The following is a 15,570-nucleotide window of genomic DNA, read 5'->3' on the forward strand; positions in this document are numbered from 1 at the left end:
CGTAAGCGCCCAGCAGCGCGCGGTCGCAGAGCAGGTTGATGCGGCGCGGCACCCCGCGCGTCAGCCCATGGATCAGGCGCAGCGCCTTGGCGTCGAACGGCAACGCGCCCGTGAGTCCCGCCACGGCCAGGCGGTGGCGGATGTACTGCGCCGTCTCCGGCTCGGACAGCGCGCCCAGGTGGAAGCGCGCGATGACCCGCTGGGCCAGCTGCTCCAGTTCGGGCCGGGCCAGCATGCCGCGCAGCTCGGGCTGGCCGATCAGCACCACCTGCAGCAGCTTGCGCTCGCTCGTCTCCAGGTTGGTCAGCAGGCGCAGCTGCTCCAGTACATCGGCCGAGAGGTTCTGCGCCTCGTCGATGATCAGCACGTTGTTGCGCCCGGCCGCGTGCTGGGCCAGCAGGAAGGCGTTCAGCGGGTCGACAAAGTCCTTTACCGTCTGCGCACCGGGCGGCACCGGGGCATGGAACTCGTCGCAGACGGCCTGCAGCAGCTCAGCCACGGTGAGCTTGGGGTTGAAGATGTAGGCGACGTTGCAGTTCGCCGGGATCTGCTCCAGGAAGCAGCGGCAGACGGTGGTCTTGCCGGCCCCGATCTCGCCGGTCAGCAGCACGAAGCCGCCGCCGCCGTCCAGCCCGTACAGCAAATGCGCCAGCGCCTCGCGGTGGCGCTCGCTCATGAACAGGTAATGCGGGTCCGGTGCGATCGAGAACGGCGCCTGTTTCAAGCCGAAGAAGGTCGCGTACATGGGGCGGCAGGATAACCAGTGTGCCGGGGCCGCCGCGGCTTGCCATGCGGCGGGCCCGCCGAATGCTGTCGCGCTGCTCGCACGCCGTTTGCCAACACTGGTTTGTGCAGCACTTCTTGCAGGCTCCTCCCCCTTGGCACCGCAGCCTACGGCGGGCCGCAGGCATGCCGCTTGCGTGTTCCTAAACCATGGATACAGGCCGGGCACCAACAACGCGCAGGCAGGTTCTGTTCAACCTCTGGGAGGCGCTGCGCCCATGGCACAGGCCGGTGCTGCTGGCGCTGGCGCTGCTGGTGCTGGCCAAACTGGCAGCCGTTGCGGTGCCCGGCATGCTCAAGGCCATCGTCGACCACCTGGCGCCAGCTCCGTCGACAACCGTGCTGGGCGTGCCCTTCGCTCTGTTGGCGGGCTATGCGCTGCTGCGCTTTGCTGCAGAGCTGTTCACCGGACTGCGCGACCTGGTTTTCTCGCGGGTCGGCAGGCGGGTCGTCAGCGGCTTCTCGGAACGCGCCTTCGCCCACCTGCTGGCCATGAGCCCGCGCTTCCACGCCAGGCGCGACAGCGGCGCGCTGGCGCGCGAGGTCGAGGGCGGCATCGGCGGCGTCGGCTCCCTGCTGGGCGCCGGCGGGTTCACCTTGCTGCCGACGGCGGTGGAGCTCCTGCTCGTGCTGGTCATCGTGTTCTTTGCCTGCGGCCCCAGCTACGCCATCGTCATCGCGGCGACCATGCTGGCCCATGCCCTCTGGAGTGGCTGGAAAAGCCCCGCGCTGGTGGAGAGCCAGCGCGTGATGGATGCGCATGACACCCGCGCTCACGGCCTGCTGGTGGACACGCTGCAGAACTACGAGGCGGTGCGCGCCCACGGCCGCGCTTCCAGTGAACAGGCGCGTTATCGGGAGTTGCTGGCGCGCGGGATGGACGGCAGCGTCAACGGCCAGAAGACGCTGTCGGCCCTGCGCCTGGGGCAGGCCTGCATCATCGCCGTCGGCGTGGCCGCGGTCATGCTGATGGCCGGCAGCGACACCGCGGCCGGGCGCATGAGCATCGGCGAGCTGGTGATGCTCAACGCCTATCTGATGCAGGTCTTCCTGCCGATGAACGCGCTGGGGGCCGTCTTGCGCGAAACCCGCGACGCACTGCGGAACAGCGAGATGCTGTTCGGGCTGCTGCGCCAGCGGCCCGATATCCAGGATGCACCGGGCGCCGCGGCCAGGCGAGGCAGCGACACCTGCGTGCGCTTCGAGCACGTCGACTTCGGCTATGAACCGCAGCGGCGCGTGCTGCACGACTTCACGCTGGAAATTCCGCACGGCCGCACCTGCGCCGTCGTCGGCAGCAGCGGCTCGGGCAAGTCGACGCTGGCGCGGCTGTTGATGCGCATGTACGAGCCTGACGCCGGCCGCGTGCTGATCGGTGGCCAGCCGCTGCAGGCGCTGACCCAGCAGGCGCTGCGCGACACCATCGGCGTGGTGCCGCAGGACCCGATCCTGTTCAACGACACCATCGCGTACAACATCGGCTATGGCCGGCCGGGCGCCGTGCGCGAGGAAATCACCGCGGCCGCGCGCGCTGCCCAGGCCGACGACTTCATCCGCCTGCTGCCCGATGGCTACGAGACCGTGGTGGGCACGCGCGGCGCATGCCTGTCGGACGGCGAGAAGCAGCGCATCGTCATCGCCCGCACCTTCTTGAAGAACCCGCCAGTCATGGTGCTGGACGAGGCCACGGCGGCGCTGGACCCGCGCGCCGAGCGCGCCATCCAGAGTGCGCTGGAGCGCGTCTCACGCGACCGCACCTCGCTGATCATTGCGCACCGGCTTTCGGCCGTTGTCGGCGCCGACGAGATCATCGTCATGGATGGCGGGCGCATCGTCGAGCGCGGCCGTCACGAGATGCTGCTGGCCCAGCAGGGCTTGTATGCCCAGCTTTGGGAGCTGCAGCGCCAGCAGCAGCAGGCCAAGACGCTGGAACGCCGCCTGGCCCTGCATCCGGTCAACCTTGCCGCGCTGCTTGTCAACAACATCGACAGCCTGCACGGCGAGCTTGCGGTAAAGCGTACCGAGCCCGACATCAACATCGACACGGGCGTGGCCAATGTCATCGGCGACGCCAGCCGCATCGCGCGCATCGTGCAGCTGGTCTGCGAGCTGGCCCTGCAGGGCGCCACGCGTGGCCGCATGGCGGTCAGGCTGGAGCGCAGAGGCAACGGCAGCCAGCTCAGCGTCGGCTTGCAGGGCGAGATCGACAGCAAGGCGGGCGGGCCGCCGGACACGCTGGAACTCAGGACGCTGGCGGGCGAGGCCGGTGCCGAGCTCTCCATCCGGCGCGACCTGGCGGCCGGTGAGCAGCATTACCTGCTCGTGTTCCCGCTGCCCGCCGTCGTTCCCAGCCAGCCGGCCTGGCCGGAGAGCGGCACCATGCCGCTTGACGACGACGACGAGCCCCTCATCACCGACCCGCGCCCGCTGGCCGGCCTGACGGTGCTGTGCGTGGACGACGACGAGGATGCCCTGGCCTCGCTGGGCAATCTGCTGGAGCTGGACGGCGCCCACACCGAGCGCGCGACCTCGGGGCAGGCGGTACTGTCGCTGCTGGCAGGCCGCCCCCTGGACGACTGGCCGGACGTGCTGCTTTGCGACATCGCGCTGGGCGCGGAGGACGGCCATGCGGTGCTTCGCAGCGTCCGAGCGATGGAGGCGCGCCGCGAGGTGCCGGTGAGCCAGCGCCTGCCGGCCATCGCGCTGACCGGCCTGGCGCAGCCGGAGGACAGGATCCGTGCGCTGGCGGCGGGTTTCCAGCGTCACCTCGCCAAGCCGGTGGCGCCCGACCAGCTGGTGCGTGCCTTGCGTCAGCTGTCGCGCGTGCAGGCCTGAAAGGGCGTCTTTCGCCACTGCCCGCAGAGCCTGCGCGCCACCTAACTTGAAGGACGCACGAAGGCACGCGCTTTGCCGTCCCAGGCAAACCGCCGAGGAAAGACCGCCATGCAACCCGCCCCAGCACCGGCCGAGCCCGGATCGCGTGCCCCGCGCCTGTTCACGCTGGGCATCAACGCATGCTCCCACGACTCGGCGGCCGCGCTGGTGCTGGACGGCCAGGTGCTGGCCGCCGCCGAGGAAGAGCGCTTCACGCGCATCAAGCATGGCAAGCGCCCCCTGCCCTTCACGGCCTGGGAGCTGCCCTACAACGCCATCGACTTCTGCCTGAAGGAGGCCGGCGCGACGCTGGGTGACGTCTCGCATGTCGCCTACAGCTACGACCCGCAGCTCTTCATCGGCGACCGCGCACCGGACGATCGCTTCATGCTGCCGGTGCAGCCGGCCGGGTTCGAGACGGACGAAGACCAGAACGTTTGGGAAAGCCCCTGGGACCCGCTGTTTGCCGCCTACCTGTTGCAGGCTCCGCGCCAGTTGCGCGAAGGCGCGCCCCATCACCTGAAGAAGCGGTTCGCCCTGCCCGCCAACGCCGAGCCGCCCTATCGCTGGCATTTCGTCGCCCACCATCTCTGCCACCAGGCCAGTGCCTTCCTTGCGGCACCGTTCGCTCGCTGCGCCGTCATGACCCTGGACGGCCGCGGGGAGCATGCCAGCACCACCTATGGCCGCTATCTCGACAGCCGCTACGAGTCCCTCGGCGAAGTGCGCGTACCGCACTCCCTGGGTCTGCTGTACGAGCAGGTCACCCAGCACCTGGGCTTCCAGCATTCCAGCGATGAATACAAGGTGATGGCGCTGGCGGCCCTGGGCAACCCGGCCCATGTCACGCTATTGCGCGACCACCTCGTCGTCGGTGCCGAGGGACAGTACCGCTGGGAGCCGCTGGATTTCGTCGCGGCCTTCGGGCCCGCGCGTGCGCCGGACTCGGCGATGAGCCAGCAGCATCTGGACCTGGCCGCCTCGCTGCAGCGCGTGCTGGAGGAAACCGCCCTGCAGCTCGCGACCTGGCTGCGCGAGCACACCGGCGAGCAGGACCTGGCCATGGCCGGCGGCGTGGCGCTGAACTGCCTGATGAACTCGCGGCTGCGCGATGCCGGAATTTTCAGGCGCGTCTGGGTACAGCCCGCCGCGGGCGACGCCGGCACGGCACTGGGGGCGGCGCTGTGGACCGACGCTCGTGAGCGCCGCGGCCTGGAGGAAGACAGCGTTCCCCAGGGCTCGGCCGAGGCGTCGGATGCGAAATCGGGCGCCGTGTTCACACTGGCGCCGCGGCGCTGGCAGATGGACCACCCCTATCTCGGCCCGTCCTACGAGGACGACGAGGTCGAGGCGCTGTTGCAATGGGCCAAGTTGCGCTATCGGCGGGTCGACGACGTCGCCGGCCAAACGGCGCAACTGCTGGCACAAAACAAGATCATCGGCTGGTTCCAGGGAGCGATGGAATTCGGCCCGCGGGCCCTGGGTGCACGCTCCATCCTGGCCTCGCCGGTCGACCCGGAAATGCGCGCCCGCCTCAACGAGCTCAAGGACCGCGAAGACTTCCGCCCGCTGGCGCCGGCTGTCAATGCCGAGGACTTGGCCGACTGGTTCGAGCCCGCCGGCGCCAACGACGGCGCGTCGTCTTTCATGCTGTTCGTCTACCGCGTCAAGCCCGACTGCGGCGACCGCATTCCAGCGGCCCTGCACAGCGACCACACCGCCCGCGTGCAGACGGTGCACAAGGAGACCAACCCGCTTTTCCACGAACTGCTCGAAGCCGTGGGCCGCTGCACCGGCGTGCCGGTGCTGGTCAACACCTCGTTCAACGTGCGCGGCGAACCCATCGTCGCCACGCCCAAGGCCGCCCTCGAGGCCCTCTTCAGCACCTCGCTCGACGCCCTGGTCATCGGCTCCTTCATCCTGGAGAAATAAGCCCAGCGAACCTCGTTCACCTCGCAAGACCGCGCTGTCCCGCGCACCCACTACCCATCCACCGTCTACCGCCTGCCCACCATGCCTCCACCCGTATTGGTCGTTTTCTGCCACCTCCGCTGGAGCTTTGTCTATCAGCGCCCCCAGCATCTGATGTCGCGCCTGGCCGGCCGCTGGCGCGTCATCTTCGTCGAGGAACCGATGCGCTGCGAAGGCCCTGCCCACGTGGAGGTGCGCGACATCGCGCCGCATCTGCAAGTGCTGGTGCCGCACACGCCCATCGCCGTGAGCGGCTTCCACGACGACCAGCTGGCCGCCCTGCAGACCCTGCTGGAGGCCCACTTCACCGCCGCGAAACTGCATGTCGATGTGGCCTGGCTGTACACGCCCATGGCCCTGCCGCTGGTCAATGCCGTGCGGCCCGACGCCGTGGTCTATGACTGCATGGACGAGCTGAGCGCCTTCAAGGACGCGCCGCGCCAGCTGCGCCAGCGCGAGTCGGCGCTGCTCAAGCGCGCGGCCATCGTGTTTACCGGCGGGCCGTCGCTGTACGAGGCCAAGCGCCGCCTGCATCCGCATGTGGTCTGCCTGCCAAGCGCCGTGGACGCCGCCCACTTCGACGCCACTCGGCTGCAGGCCGGCAGCCCGCATGCCGCCGCGGTCGACCGCCTGCAGGGCAACCTGCCGCGGCCCCGCCTGGGCTTCTTCGGCGTCATCGACGAACGCCTTGACACCGGCCTGGTCGCCGCCGTCGCCGATGCCCACCCCGAGTGGGCGATCGTGATGGCCGGCCCGGTCGCCAAGATCGATCCGGCCACGCTGCCGCGGCGCCCCAATCTGCACTGGCTGGGCATGCAGGCCTATGAGCGCCTGCCCTATCTGCTGGCGGGCTGGGATGTCGCGCTGATGCCGTTCGCCCTCAACGAGTCCACGCGCTTCATCAGCCCGACCAAGACGCTGGAGTACATGGCCGGTGGCAAGCCTGTCGTCACCAGCCCGATCGCGGACGTGATCTCCCTGTACGGCGACGCGGTCGAAGTGACCGACGGACCGCAGGAATTCGTGCGGGCCTGCGAGAGGCTGCTGACCGAGACCGCCGCTGAGCGGGCCGAACGTCGCGCGGCGATGGCGCTGAGCGTGACGCGCTTCTCCTGGGACTTCGCCGCCGACACCGTGCACTCGCTGTTGTCGCAGGTCCTGCGCCTGTCGCGCCCCGTGGCGGTGGTCGGGCAGCTTGCCGCGGAAACCCGCGCCACTCCGCTGGCCGCTGCCGGCGGCCAGCGCAGCTAGCCCGGGGCGCGCCGCCGATCGAAGCCACCGCCTCTCCACACCGAAGCCACGCCGCTGGCTGGACCTGGATGCCAGCGGCAGCGCCGACTACTTCCTAGCCAAGCATCAACATGCACACTTTCAAGAGCCAGTTCCCCGCCGCCCCGAACGCCTCGGCCGGCTATGACACCCTCGTCGTCGGCGCCGGCTTTGCCGGCAGCGTCATGGCCGAACGCCTGGCGTCGCAGGACGGCCAGCGCGTGCTGGTGGTCGACAAGCGGCCCCACATCGGCGGCAATGCGCATGACCGCTATGACGAGAACGGCCTGCTCATCCACCCCTATGGCCCGCACATCTTCCACACCAACTCGGCGGATGTGTTCGCCTACCTGTCGCAGTTCACCCAATGGCGGCCCTACCAGCACCGCGTGCTGTGCAGCGTCGACGGCCAGCTGCTGCCCATGCCGATCAACCTGGACACCATCAACCGGCTCTACGGCCTGCGCCTGAGCGCCTTCGAGGTGGACGACTTCCTGGCCGGCGTGGCCGAGAAGGTCGACAGGGTGCGCACGTCGGAGGATGTCGTCGTGTCGCGTGTCGGGCGCGACCTGTACGAGAAGTTCTTCCGCGGCTACACCCGCAAGCAATGGGGGCTGGACCCGTCTGAGCTGGATGCCAGCGTCACCGCGCGCGTGCCCACACGCACCAGCCGCGACGACCGCTACTTCACCGACACCTACCAGGCCATGCCGCTGCACGGCTACACCCGCATGTTCGAGCGCATGCTGGCCCACCCCAACATCCACGTGATGACGGGCACCGACTACCGCGACATCGTGCATGTCGTGCCCTGGAAGCACATGGTCTACACCGGCCCCATCGACAGCTTCTTCGGCCACCGCCACGGCCAGCTGCCCTATCGCAGCCTGCAGTTCGAGCATGTCACCGTGCAGCCGCCCGGCGGCCAGGCGCATGTGCAGGCGGTCGGCACCATCAACCATCCCAACGACCACCTCTACACGCGCGTCACCGAATTCAAGCACCTGACCGGCCAGCGCCACGAGGCCAGCTCGCTGGTCTATGAATACCCGCGCTCCCAGGGCGAGCCCTACTACCCGGTACCGCGCGCCGAGAACACGGCGCTATTCCGGCGCTATGAGACCGACGCGGAAGCGCTGTCCGACGTCACCTTCATCGGCCGCTTGGCCAGCTACAAGTACTACAACATGGACCAGGTCGTGGCCCAGGCGCTCAGCACCTTCAAGCGCATGACCAACCCCTGACCGGCACGCTCCTCCTGCGCGGGAGGCACCGCCCGGCGGTACGAACCGCACCGCCGGGCAGCGCAACGCGCCGCAGCAGGCTTACACGACGGGCGGATCGGTCTCGCGCTCGGGATGGCGGTGCCGCGCCAGGCCACTGATCAGTGCTTGTGCGCCCAGGGCCGCATCGTCGGTGACGATCAGGCCCGGGTCGGCCTCGCCGCCGGGCAGGCTGCGCGGCAGGCCGACGAGGTCGAGCAGGTCGGCCCCCGTGCCCAGCGCCAGGATGGTCTTGCCGTGCCGGTACTGGTCGCGGATGCCCTCCAAAGAATGGCCGTCGGCCTGCAGTGCGATGACCGCGGCATCGCCGTCGGGCAGCGCCAAGGCATCAAACAGGAAGGCGGGTTCGTTCTCCAGCGAGGCATCGGCCTCGATCGCCATGCCGTCGACCGTGGCGACCGGCCCGATGCGCGGCGCGACGAAGCGCGGCACGGCGCCGGCGTCCAGCAGCGCGGCATGCACGTCGGCCACGCTCTGACCCACGCAGCCGTCGGCGACGAAGATGGCCACCTTGCGGCCCTTGACCGAGCCGTCACCGGGCCGTGCCATCAGCGACAGCGGCGGCGAGGTGGTGATCTCGGGCTTGAGCTTGCGCATCAGCGCACGCGGCATGGGCTCGGGCAGCGGGTTCATGTTGAGCCCTTGCGCGACTTGCGCCGCCAGCGTCTCCGAGGCGTTGCGCAGCATCGACACGACGCGCTGGCGGATGGCCGGCACGGTGACCTTGCTCAGCTCGAAGCGGAAGGCCGCGGCGATGTGGGCCTGCTCGACCGGCGTCTGGCTGTTGAAGAACAGCGCGGCCTGGTTGTAGTGCTCGGCGAACAGCTCGGGCTTGGCGCGCACCTTGGCCTGGTCCTCGCGCGCCTTCAAGCGTGCGGCGACCGACGTGAAGCCCTGCGCCGCGCCGGCCTGGAAGGGGCAGCCGCCGGCCAGGGAGTTGGGCTCATAGGACACCCGGCCGCGGGGAATAGCCTGCCGGTGCATGCCGTCGCGCTGGTTGTTGTGCACCGGCGCGATGGGCGCGTTGATCGGGATCTCGTGGAAGTTGGGGCCGCCCAGGCGGCTGATCTGCGTGTCGACGTAGGAGTGGATGCGGCCGGCCAGCAGCGGGTCGTTGGTGAAGTCCAGGCCGGGGATGATGTGCGCGGTGCAGAAGGCGACCTGCTCGGTCTCGGCGAAGAAGTTGTCGGGGTTGCGGTTGAGCACCATGCGGCCGACGGGCTGGATGGGCACCAGCTCCTCGGGCACGATCTTGGTGGCGTCGAGGATGTCGAACGAGAACTTGTCGGCCTGCTCTTCGGTGAAGACCTGCAGGCCCAGTTCGTACTCGGGGAAGGCACCGGCCTCGATGCGCTCCCAGAGGTCGCGGCGGTGGTAGTCGGGGTCGGCCCCCGAAATCTTGACCGCCTCGTCCCAGACCAGGGAATGCGTGCCGTATTTCGGCGTCCAGTGGAACTTGACGAAGGACGACTCGCCAGCCTCGTTGACGAGGCGGAAGGTATGCACGCCAAAGCCCTGCATCGTGGCGTAGGAGCGCGGAATGGCGCGGTCACTCATGACCCACATCAGCATGTGGGTGGACTCCGGCATCAGCGAGACGAAGTCCCAGAAGGTGTCGTGGGCGCTGGCGGCCTGCGGCATCTGGTGATGCGGCTCGGGCTTGACGGCGTGCACGAGGTCGGGGAACTTCATGGCGTCCTGGATGAAAAAGACCGGCATGTTGTTGCCGACCAGGTCCCAGTTGCCTTCGTCGGTGTAGAACTTGACCGCGAAGCCGCGCACGTCGCGCGCCGTGTCCTTGGAGCCGCGCTCACCCTGCACCGTGGAAAAGCGCACGAAGACCGGCGTGATCTTGCCGGCCTCCTTGAAGGGCGCGGCCTTGGTCAGGTGGGGAATGGCGTCGTAGCACTCGAAGTAGCCATGCGCCGCCGAGCCGCGCGCGTGCACGATGCGCTCGGGGATGCGCTCGTGGTCGAAGTGCGTGAGCTTCTCGCGCAGGATGAAGTCTTCGAGCAGCACCGGGCCGCGCGTGCCGGCTTTCAACGAGTTCTGGTTGTCGGCAATGGCCACGCCCTGATTGGTCGTGAGCCGCTGGCCGCTGCTGTCGACACGCACGCGTGTCAGCGGCCCGCTGTTGGGGTTGGCGCCCTCGGCCGGGGCTTCGCCGGTCTTGGGCGACAGGTTGACCTCGGTGAGCGTGCTGGACGCCGGCAAGCGCGAGGGCGGCGCGACGCTGGCGCCGACCGGCGGGTTCAGCCCGTTCGCAGCGCCATGCTCGGCGGCCTTGTTCGGGTTGGCCGGCATGGATGCGGCCATCTCGCCCGTCTCTGCCATCTTGCGGGCGGCGAAGTCGCCGTCGCTGGCCGCCAAGGGGTTGGCGGGCCCGCTGTCGGTATTGCGAGCGGCAGCTTTGGCAGCGGCCGATGAGCCGCGGGCAGTCTTGCGAGGCGTGGGCATGGGTTCTCCAGGGTGACGAAAGGGGATGGCGCCTTTAGGCAAGGGCGCTTCGGATGGCGGCATCAGGCAATCCACATGCCCTGCAATTTCTGCCGGCTACCCCGCGCGCTCGCGCATCGGCACATGGCGCAGCGAGCCCATGCGGTGGGCATAGACCCAGGTGAACTCGGCCCCGACCAGGAAGATCTGCGCCGAGTAATAGACCCAGACAAACACGATGGCGATCGAGCCGGCCGCGCCGAAGCCGCTGGCGATGCCGCTCTTGCCGATGTACAGCCCGATGAGCAACCGCCCCAGCGTGAAGAGCAGCGCCGTGACCGCCGCGCCCACCCAGACGTCACCCCAGCCGACCTTGACGCGCGGCATGACCTTGTAGATCAGCGCGAACACCGCCGTCGTGAGGCCGAAGCCGACGAACGTGTTGAGGCCCTGGGCGAGCACCTCCCAGCCCTCGAACCAGCCGCCCCACCACTTGCCCAGAGCGGCGATGAGGGCGCTGGTGACGAGCGATACGACCAGCAGGAAGGCCACGCCCAGGATCAGGCCGAACGACAGCAGCCGCGCCCGCAGCAACCCCCACAGGCCGCTGGACCCGGTCCTGGCGGGCGCGCGCCAGATGCGGTCCAGGGCGTCCTGCAGTTCGGCAAACACGGTGGTGGCGCCGACCAGCAGCACGACCGCGCCGACGATCGTGCCCAGCGCGCCGGCGCCGGGCTTGCTGACCGCGGCCAGCATGTCCTGGATGGCCTTGGCCGCCTCCGGCCCCATCAGGCCGGCGATCTGCGCGAACAACTCGCCACGCACGGCCTCGTCGCCGAACAACAGCCCCGCCACCGACACGACGATGACCAGCAGCGGCGCCAGCGAAAACACCGTGTAGTAGGACAGCGCCGCCCCCATGCTGGGCGCGTAGTCGTCAATCCAGGCCGACAGGGCCGCCTTGATCAGGGCCCACCAGTTGGCCGGTGACCAGCGCGACGCATCGCCCGTGCGGGGCAGGTTGGCCTCGGCAGGGCCCAGGGGGGCACGGGGTGGAACGGCGTCGGTCTGCATGCGGGCTCCGGGGGCGGCGCCGACAAACGGCAAGCCCTGTTCCCGCGAACCGCGCCGCTACAGGCCGAGCACCTCGGCCAGCAGTGCGGGCAGTTCCTCCAGCGTGTTCTGCTTGTGGAAGGTGGCGCGCACGCCCGCACGCTCGGCATCCACCAGCAGCTCGGGCGGCAGGTTGCCCGACCCGATGATGACGGGCAGGCCGGGCCGAATGGCATTGATCTCGCGCAGCACGTCCAGCCCCGACAGGCCGGGCATGTTCAGGTCGGTCACGACGACGTCGACGTCCCAGGGCGCGTTCTCGAAACTCAGCAGCGCGTCTGCCGCATGGCCGAACGCGCTCACGCGGTAGCCCGAGCGCTCCAGCAGGCGCGACACCATCAGCGTCATGACCTCATCGTCGTCCACGTACATGACATGCCGACCGGCGCCGTGCACCGGCTGCGGCTGCATTGGGACGGGCTCGGTGACGGCCACGTTGTCGCCGGCCGGCAACCAGATGTGGAAGGTGGTGCCCTTGCCGAGGGCGCTGTCCACCGTGATCGCGCCGCCATGCCCGCTCACGATGCCGTGGACGACCGACAGGCCCAGGCCCGTGCCTTCGCCTTCGGGCTTGGTGGTGAAGAAGGGCTCGAACACGCGCTTGACGGTGGCCTCGTCCATACCCGGCCCGTCGTCGCGCACGAACAGGTGCACATGGCGCCCTGGCGCCAGCCCGCCCAGGCGCTCGGCGGCTTCGCGGTCGAGCGCCGTCTCTTCGGCGCCGATCACGATGCGCCCGGGCCGGCCGGCCATGGCCTGCCAGGCGTTGGCACACAGGTTGATGAGGGCCTGCTCGACCTGGGTCGCATCGGCAAACACACGCAGCGGCCGCCCGGGCAGCTGCGTCTGGACCTTCACCGAGGTCGGGATGGTCGGCCGCAGCAGGCTCATGGTCTCGTCGACCAGCTCCTGCAGCTCGCAATGGGCCGCGCGCTTGGGCCGGCGGCGCGCGAACGTGAGGATCTGCTGGACCATCTCGCGACCGCGCAACCCGGCCTTGCGAATCTGCTGCAGGCTTTGCACGGCGGCGTGCTGCGGTTCGAGGTCGTCCAGCGCGAGCTGGGTATTGCCCAGGATGCCGGCAACGATGTTGTTGAAGTCGTGGGCAATGCCGCCGGCCAGCACGCCGATGGCTTCGAGCTTCTGGGCCTGGCGCAGGTGGTCTTCGAGCTCGCTGCGCGCGGCCTCGTTGCGGCGCAGCGCCTGCTGGGCGCGGTTGCGCTCCGAGAGGTCGCGGATGAAGGCCGCGAAATGGCGTCGGCCGCCAACCTCCAGCTCGCTGAAAGCCACCTCGATCGGCACCTCGCTGCCGTCGGCCCGCAGGCCGACCGTTTCTGTCGCCCGCCAGTCCAGGCGCCTCTCGCCGGTGCGCAGGTAGGCGGCAAGGCCACGGTCGTGCGCGCTGCGCAGCCGTGCCGGCTGCAGCATCGCCAGCGGCTGGCCGATGACGTCCTCGGGCAGGCGGCCGAAGAGGGTCTGCAGCGCCGGGTTGGCGAACCGGATGACGGAGGCGTCGTCGATGATCAGCACCGCATCGGTGGTGGTCTGCCACAGCAGCCGGTAGCGCTCCTCGCTTTCGCGCAGCGTCATCTCGGAGCGCTCCAGCGCCGCCATCAGCGCCTCACTCTTGGCCCGCTGCTGCTCGGCTTGAGAGCGCTCCAGCCGAACGCGCAACAGGTCGGTGACGAGATCCGCCAGGTGCCTGAGGATGGTGACCTCGTCAGGTGTGAGCGCGCCCGGCACGGCATCGAGCACGCAGACGGCACCCAGCGAGTGACCGTCGAAACAGATCGGCTGGCCGGCGTAGAACCTGACCATCGGCCCCTCGGTGACCAGCGCGTTGCCCTGAAAGCGCGGATCAGCCGTCACGTCGCAGACTTCCAGCAACGCGTCGCTGTCCAGGGTGTGCACGCAAAACGACTCCGACAAGGGATGGAAGAGGCGGTCCCAGCCGACGCGCGAGGCGACCCATTGGCCGTCGGGCGTGATGAAGGTGATCAGCGCCGTCGGCCGCCCGGTGGCCAGCGCGGCCGTCGCGGTGACCCGGTCGAACGACGCGTCGTGGTGCGGGCGCAGCAGATCCAGCGTCTGCAACAGTGCGAGTCGGGTTGGGTTGACGAGTTCGGACACGATGTGGTTTGGACCCAGGGTGCCAGCCATACTGCCTCAGCGCCGATGCGGACGCAATTGTGGGACGCGAGCGCTGCGCAACAGCGGCAATTTGCGGCCAGGCGTCGGCCTGCTTGACAAGTTGTCCCCGGCAACTGGCGGACGCACAGAACGCAAGGCGCTGGCTATAGCGAGTCACATGCAACCCGGCAAGCCAGCCAGCAAAGCGCAAGCCCTCACGAGTTGGTGCCGGGGTCCGACCGTCACGTCGTGCGCACGTAGTTCATGGAGGCATCGCAAATTAAGCAAGCCCGCTTGTCGCCAACCGCAATTGCCGTCAGGCCGGCCAGCTTCCAGAATCCTGCAGTGGCGATGCACCGCTTGCCATCCATGCCACCGGTCCCGTCGACCCCAGCACATTGGCGCAGGAGCCAGCCTTGACATCCAGTTCTTTCGCTTTCGTTCTTCCGCAAGACGCACACCAGGCCGTGCTGGTGGGCCGTGCCTGGCGCACCGCGCCCGTCAACGGCCCCGCGGTCATCGCCGTGCGCGCCGGCCAGGTGTTCGACATCAGCGTCCATGCGCCAACCATGGCCGACCTGCTTGATGCGCCCGACGCGCTGCGCATGGCCCGGGAAGCGCCCGGCGAATCCCTCGGGGCGGTCGACGCGCTGATCGCCGCAGCCCTGGGAGCACCGGTCGAGCCCGACGGCCCGCGCCTGCTCGCGCCCAACGACGTGCAGGCGATCAAGGCCTGCGGCGTGACCTTTGCGGTCAGCCTGCTGGAGCGTGTCATCGAGGAGCAGGCCGGCGGCGACGCCCAGCGCGCCGATGCGCTGCGCCAGGAGATCCTGGCCGACATCGGCAGCAACCTGGCCAGCATCACGCCCGGCTCGCCGGCGGCCTTGAAGCTCAAGCAAGACCTGATCCGCCGCGGTGCCTGGTCGCAGTACATGGAGGTCGGCATCGGCCCCTATGCCGAGGTGTTCAGCAAGTCCCAGCCGATGTCGGCGGTGGGTCTGGGCGCCCAGGTCGGCCTGCACCCCGAATCGAAGTGGAACAACCCCGAGCCCGAGATCGTGCTGGCCGTCAACGCGCGGCGCGAAGTGGTCGGCGCCGCTCTCGGCAACGACGTCAACCTGCGTGACATCGAAGGCCGCAGCGCCCTGCTGCTGGGCAAGGCCAAGGACAACAACGCCTCCTGCGCCATCGGCCCCTTCATTCGCCTGTTCGACGGCAAGCACTTCACCCTCGATACCGTGCGTCAGGCCGAGGTGCGGCTGCTGATCGAGGGGGCGGACGACGATTTCCGCCTGGACGGTGTCAGCCGCATGCGCGAGATCAGCCGCGACCCGCTGGACCTCGTCGCCCAGACCGCCGGCGCGCACCACCAATACCCGGACGGCTTCATGCTCTTCCTGGGCACGATGTTCTCGCCCATCAAGGACCGTGACAGCGCCGGCGGCGGCTTCACCCACCACCTGGGCGACCGCGTCACCATCGCCAGCCCCGCCCTGGGCGCCCTCGTCAACGAGGTGCAGCTGAGCACCGAGGTCGCGCCGTGGACCTTCGGCGTGCGGGCCCTGTATGCCAACCTGGCCCGCCGTGGCCTGATCGGCGGCCGCGCATGAACAAAAGCACGTGCGCGCCACCCGCAGGGGCACCGGCATCGACGCAAGCGCTGGCCGGCGGCCTGCTCACGTGCAGGACAAACGTGCCAGGATTGCCCCAG

Annotated in this window: 9 protein-coding genes; 5 read left to right on the forward strand and 4 right to left on the reverse strand. The window is 69.2% G+C overall.

Translation table 11 applies throughout. The annotated features are described in order from the left end of the window. Positions 1 to 745, reverse strand: a 745-nt coding sequence (locus ACT6S0_RS09670) for an ExeA family protein (RefSeq protein WP_444763691.1), incomplete at its 3' end; no start/stop codon positions are given. Positions 746 to 933: 188 nt separating this feature from the next. Here ACT6S0_RS09670 and ACT6S0_RS09675 point away from each other — a divergent pair. The 4 genes from ACT6S0_RS09675 to glf all read left to right on the forward strand — a co-directional run bounded on the left by ACT6S0_RS09675 (position 934) and on the right by glf (position 8,141). Next, entirely contained in the window at positions 934 to 3,618 is a 2,685-nt protein-coding gene (locus tag ACT6S0_RS09675; RefSeq protein WP_444763692.1) for an ATP-binding cassette domain-containing protein, read from the forward strand. Positions 3,619 to 3,726: 108 nt separating this feature from the next. Then, positions 3,727 to 5,589: a carbamoyltransferase family protein gene (locus ACT6S0_RS09680; RefSeq protein ID WP_444763693.1), complete on the forward strand. Its 1,863-nt coding sequence runs from the start codon at positions 3,727 to 3,729 to the stop codon at positions 5,587 to 5,589. An 81-nt stretch (positions 5,590 to 5,670) separates the two neighbouring features. Next, positions 5,671 to 6,879 (forward strand): glycosyltransferase, encoded by a 1,209-nt coding sequence (locus ACT6S0_RS09685; RefSeq protein ID WP_444763694.1) that lies wholly within the window; start codon positions 5,671 to 5,673, stop codon positions 6,877 to 6,879. 110 nt (positions 6,880 to 6,989) lie between these two features. Further along, the gene (gene glf / locus ACT6S0_RS09690) at positions 6,990 to 8,141 is read left to right on the forward strand and encodes a UDP-galactopyranose mutase (protein ID WP_444763695.1); all 1,152 of its coding nucleotides are present in this window, start codon (positions 6,990 to 6,992) and stop codon (positions 8,139 to 8,141) included. Between the two features lie 81 nt (positions 8,142 to 8,222). Here glf and ACT6S0_RS09695 read toward each other — a convergent pair whose 3' ends face one another. From ACT6S0_RS09695 to ACT6S0_RS09705, 3 genes are all read right to left on the reverse strand, one after another. Beyond that, positions 8,223 to 10,637 carry a catalase gene (locus tag ACT6S0_RS09695; RefSeq protein ID WP_444763696.1) on the reverse strand — a complete coding sequence of 805 codons (2,415 nt, stop codon included), beginning with the start codon at positions 10,635 to 10,637 and terminating at the stop codon, positions 8,223 to 8,225. Positions 10,638 to 10,733: 96 nt separating this feature from the next. Then, positions 10,734 to 11,690 carry a YihY/virulence factor BrkB family protein gene (locus tag ACT6S0_RS09700; RefSeq protein ID WP_444763697.1) on the reverse strand — a complete coding sequence of 319 codons (957 nt, stop codon included), beginning with the start codon at positions 11,688 to 11,690 and terminating at the stop codon, positions 10,734 to 10,736. A 57-nt stretch (positions 11,691 to 11,747) separates the two neighbouring features. Next, positions 11,748 to 13,889, reverse strand: a complete 2,142-nt coding sequence (locus ACT6S0_RS09705) for a hybrid sensor histidine kinase/response regulator (RefSeq protein ID WP_444763698.1) — start codon at positions 13,887 to 13,889, stop codon at positions 11,748 to 11,750. 386 nt (positions 13,890 to 14,275) lie between these two features. On the opposite strand from ACT6S0_RS09705, the gene ACT6S0_RS09710 reads away from it, so the two are divergent. Next, entirely contained in the window at positions 14,276 to 15,469 is a 1,194-nt protein-coding gene (locus ACT6S0_RS09710) for a fumarylacetoacetate hydrolase family protein (protein ID WP_444763699.1), read from the forward strand. Positions 15,470 to 15,570 lie beyond the last annotated feature (101 nt).

The organism is Roseateles sp. (genome assembly GCF_052436255.1).
Classification (GTDB): Bacteria; Pseudomonadota; Gammaproteobacteria; order Burkholderiales; family Burkholderiaceae_C; genus Pelomonas.

Coding starts and splice junctions, on each gene's coding strand:
- ACT6S0_RS09675 (WP_444763692.1), top strand. CDS start 934: ATGGATACAGGCCGGGCACCAACAACGCGCAGGCAGGTTCTGTTCAAC.
- ACT6S0_RS09680 (WP_444763693.1), top strand. CDS start 3,727: ATGCAACCCGCCCCAGCACCGGCCGAGCCCGGATCGCGTGCCCCGCGC.
- ACT6S0_RS09685 (WP_444763694.1), top strand. CDS start 5,671: ATGCCTCCACCCGTATTGGTCGTTTTCTGCCACCTCCGCTGGAGCTTT.
- glf (WP_444763695.1), top strand. CDS start 6,990: ATGCACACTTTCAAGAGCCAGTTCCCCGCCGCCCCGAACGCCTCGGCC.
- ACT6S0_RS09695 (WP_444763696.1), bottom strand. CDS start 10,637: ATGCCCACGCCTCGCAAGACTGCCCGCGGCTCATCGGCCGCTGCCAAA.
- ACT6S0_RS09700 (WP_444763697.1), bottom strand. CDS start 11,690: ATGCAGACCGACGCCGTTCCACCCCGTGCCCCCCTGGGCCCTGCCGAG.
- ACT6S0_RS09705 (WP_444763698.1), bottom strand. CDS start 13,889: ATGGCTGGCACCCTGGGTCCAAACCACATCGTGTCCGAACTCGTCAAC.